Raw genomic sequence first — 2,692 nt, 5'->3', positions numbered from 1 at the left:
TCGCTGATGATCTACGCCGGCAGCAACGAGGTGCAGGTGACGCACATCGCCAAGGGCTTACTCGCCGGATGAACGCCCGGACGGCAAAAGGCTTGCGGCGCAGCTCGATGGCTGCCGTCGACCGGCTCAGCTATGTTCCGTTCTCGCGGTTCGGCTTCAACGTGATGCTCAATGTGCTGGTGTCACAACAGTGGCTGCTCGCGGCGCTGCGCCCGGTGGCCGATTACATGATTTCCCGCACCGCCCCAGTGGTTCCCGGCATCCGGGTCAAGCCCGTTGCCGCGCCGGTGTCAGGGGAGTGGGTCTGGGCTCCCGAGGCCGACGATGCTGCCGGCGTGGTGTTGGTGCTGCATGGCAGCGGCTACCTGATCTGCTCGGCTCGCACCCATCGCGGCTTCGCGTCTCATCTGTCCGAGTACTCCGGCATGCCGGCCCTCGCGATCGACTACCGGCTCGCACCGGAGCATCCGTTCCCGGCGGCAGAGGACGATGCGCTGGCCGCGTACCGCTGGCTGCTGTCGCAGGGGCACGATCCGGCGAAGATTGTCGTCGCCGGGGACTCGGCCGGCGGGCACCTGGCAGTCGGGCTGGCCCTGCGCCTGCGGAGCGAGGGGTTGCCGGCCCCGGCGGCGCTGGCGCTGTTCGGCCCGCTGATCGATCCGTCCTACCGGTTATGCATCGCCGACGCACGTACCCGGCGTCAGCCGCTGGATCCGCGTGCGGCAGCCCGGGCCGTCGCACTGTATGTCGGTGACACTGACCCCGCGGACCCCCGGCTGTGCCTGCTGAATGCCGAGCTTTCGGACTTACCGCCGATCCAAATTCATTACGGTTCAAGGGAAGTGATGCGCGCCGACGCTGAGGCGTTCGCGGCACTGGTGGTCGAAGCGGGTGGCCGCTGCGACGAGCAGATGTGGCCAGGCCTGATGCACGGCTATTGGCTCTGGCCGCGCGACGGAGGTCTGACCAGCTTGCAGGTGGCCGGGCACTTCTTGCGCACGGCCGTCGCCGAAGCCAACACCGCATCGTGAACCGGCCCGGCGTCGCCCAGGTGCGCGGCAAACGGCTGGCCGCCTTTGTCGTCAGCTGGCCCGATTCCGGTCTCGACGCCGACGGCGTCAAGTCCCATGTGCGCGCGCATCTGGCCAGGCACAAGATCCCGCGAGACGTGGTCTTCGTAAAGCAGTTGCCGCGCAATGAAACTGGCAAAGTTCTGCGAAGGCAGCTGTCCGAGAGGTAGCGACTCCGTCACGCCGCTGCTCCCACCGACGGCGCTTACGGCGACGGTGACGCTGTCACGGTGACGCTGACGGCGTTGGCGCTGCCGTCTGAGGCGATGACCAGTTCGGGGGCGTTGGGGGCCGAGACCACCTGCCCGCCAGCGACGCTCACCTCGTAGCCGTTCGGATACTCGATGGCCGGCACCGAGATGGCGGTGTGCGAGCCGGCGGCAAAACTGCCTTGGCCGTCGGCCATCTCGGTGGAGTAACTGAACTGGAATGTGCCTTCGGAGAACGACCAGGAGTTTGGGATGCCGGAAACCACCTGCGGATACGGCTCGGCGAGTGTCGCCAACTTGGCGGTGTCGACGTTATCGCCGACCGGCGGCAGGTTGGGGTTATCCACCAGCCACTCTGTGTTCGGTGAACCGGTTATGTCGCCTTGGCCGGTGTAGGCCCACTCCGTCCAACCAATCGCATCCTGGTCGGTGCTCTGCATCGGGGGGATGAGTGTGGCGTCGTTGGTGGTAGATCCGATCGTGCCGAACTCGGTCATGAGTGCCGGGATTCCGTGCGCTTGCGCGTACGCCTCGGCATTGTTCGTGATTGCGCTGACGTCCGGGAAGCAACCCGACCCCAGGTCTATCTCGCAGTAGCCGTGATAAGAGAAGACAGTGCCCGACGCGTCCACAGTGCCCAGGTGGGTGGGCAGCCCAAAGTCGAAGAGAGCGTTCGGTTCGTAGAAAATCGGCGTTGACGGGTCGACGGCCCGGATCGCGTCCGCCGTCTGGTTGTAGAACGGGGTCAGCACCTCAGAGTCGAAGTTCGGGCTGCCAAGCAGGGTCGACAACGTCTCCGAGCTGGTCGGGTACGGCTCGTTCATGACCTCGTAGCCGGTCACGTCGGGATTGCCGTTGAAGTAGTTCGCCACGTGTTCCCACATCTGCGCGTAATCGTCCTCGAGCCCCATCCCATTCGGTGCGTCGGCATTCGACCAGAACGCACCCAGGGCGTTTTGCTCCGCGGGATCGAACAATGCGTTGATCGGGAAGCCGCCTACCTGGATGTTGGGCAGCCCGCCGGTTTCCGACGCCCATGTCGGCGCACCTTCGCCCCCGAACAGGCTGCTGTAACCGTCCTGGTGCATGTCGAGCACGGTGTAGATGCCGTGGTTGGCCAACGTCTGCACGGTCTGCTCGATCGAGGCCAGGTAGGTGTCGTCGAACACGCCGGGGTCGGGCTCCACAGCGGCCCAGATGACGCCCAATCGCACGACGTTGAAACCGTTGGCGGCTAGGAACGCCGCGTCGTCGTCGCTGAAGCCGTCGGCGGATGGCTCATACGGCGCCACCTTGTACACCTCGTTGAGCCCGTGCATTACGACGACCTGTCCGTCACTGTTAGTGAGCCAGGTGCCGGTGGTGCTGAGTCCGTCGGTGCCACCAGGCGACGCACCGACCGCCGTGACGTGC

General features: G+C 65.6%; 3 protein-coding genes and 1 pseudogene. 3 read left to right on the top strand and 1 reads right to left on the bottom strand.

The window, feature by feature from the left end:
- The 3 genes and pseudogenes from WAN02_RS31735 to WAN02_RS31725 form a co-directional block, all read left to right on the top strand.
- Positions 1–72, top strand: a 72-nt coding sequence (locus tag WAN02_RS31735; protein ID WP_422269325.1) for a hypothetical protein, incomplete at its 5' end; no start/stop codon positions are given.
- Positions 69–1,031: an alpha/beta hydrolase gene (locus WAN02_RS31730; protein ID WP_422269324.1), complete on the top strand. Its 963-nt coding sequence runs from the start codon at positions 69–71 to the stop codon at positions 1,029–1,031. The genes WAN02_RS31735 and WAN02_RS31730, both read left to right, overlap by 4 nt.
- A 26-nt stretch (positions 1,032–1,057) precedes the next feature.
- A pseudogene (locus WAN02_RS31725) lies at positions 1,058–1,240 on the top strand (AMP-binding enzyme); the annotation flags it as partial.
- A 35-nt stretch (positions 1,241–1,275) separates the two neighbouring features.
- On the opposite strand, the gene WAN02_RS31720 reads toward WAN02_RS31725, so the two are convergent.
- Positions 1,276–2,692, bottom strand: a 1,417-nt coding sequence (locus WAN02_RS31720; RefSeq protein ID WP_422269323.1) for a cellulase family glycosylhydrolase, incomplete at its 5' end; no start/stop codon positions are given.

It is taken from the genome of Mycobacterium sp. (assembly GCF_049281135.1).
Classification (GTDB): Bacteria; Actinomycetota; Actinomycetes; order Mycobacteriales; family Mycobacteriaceae; genus Mycobacterium.
Note: the sequence above shows the minus strand (reverse complement) of the source record. Positions and strands in the feature narration are given on the sequence as shown.

Coding starts and splice junctions, on each gene's coding strand:
- WAN02_RS31730 (WP_422269324.1), top strand. CDS start 69: ATGAACGCCCGGACGGCAAAAGGCTTGCGGCGCAGCTCGATGGCTGCC.